The following is a 571-nucleotide window of genomic DNA, read 5'->3' as shown; positions in this document are numbered from 1 at the left end:
TAGTTACAGAAGGCCGGGAATTGATTGAACTTGTTTCTCTGCAAGTGGTTGTTCAACGAGGCGTTGGCGTTGACCAGATGCATGGCGGCAACCGCCTCGGCCAACCGCATAGCGCGGCCCCTTCTGGTGGTATTGCTCACATTGGAAACAAGGCTGGCAAGGGTAGCCAGCGTGGCGTCAATCATTTCCGGCGCATTGTCCGGCAACGCATTTTGCCAATGTCCCCGCTGGGCAATCACGTTGTCTTTGATGGCTTCCCAGCCTTCTTTGAGATCGGTTATCTGTTGCCTGATGTCTTCCATACAGTATTCCTCAAGGTGTATTCCGGCCTGGCAGCCTCAACCCTTTCCCGTCCAAACAGGATGCGCATTCCAGTTCTCGGTGAAGCCCATACCCATGAGCGGGACCGAGGGATATTTCTCCAATAGCTGTTCCAGACGCTCCTTCCATCCACTGTTCGGGCTGATGTGGCGCATGAGGTGGGCGAGCATGAGCAGTACGACGAACAATCGCCGTTCTGGATGAGGCTGGTGGGGTGAAGTCTGCGACCAATGCCAATCCGGGCTTTTAG

General features: G+C 55.0%; 1 protein-coding gene and 1 pseudogene. Both read right to left on the bottom strand.

Translation table 11 applies throughout. The features are described 5' to 3' along the window. Window positions 1–302: hypothetical protein (locus ACOCD2_RS25375; RefSeq protein WP_293675628.1), on the bottom strand; the 302-nt coding region annotated here is incomplete at its 3' end. Window positions 303–338: 36 nt separating this feature from the next. Then, window positions 339–571: pseudogene (locus ACOCD2_RS25370) on the bottom strand (Abi family protein); the annotation flags it as partial.

Origin of the sequence: Thiolapillus sp., from assembly GCF_048562965.1 — a bacterium.
Lineage (GTDB): Bacteria > Pseudomonadota > Gammaproteobacteria > Chromatiales > Chromatiaceae > Thiolapillus > Thiolapillus brandeum_A.
Note: the sequence above shows the minus strand (reverse complement) of the source record. Positions and strands in the feature narration are given on the sequence as shown.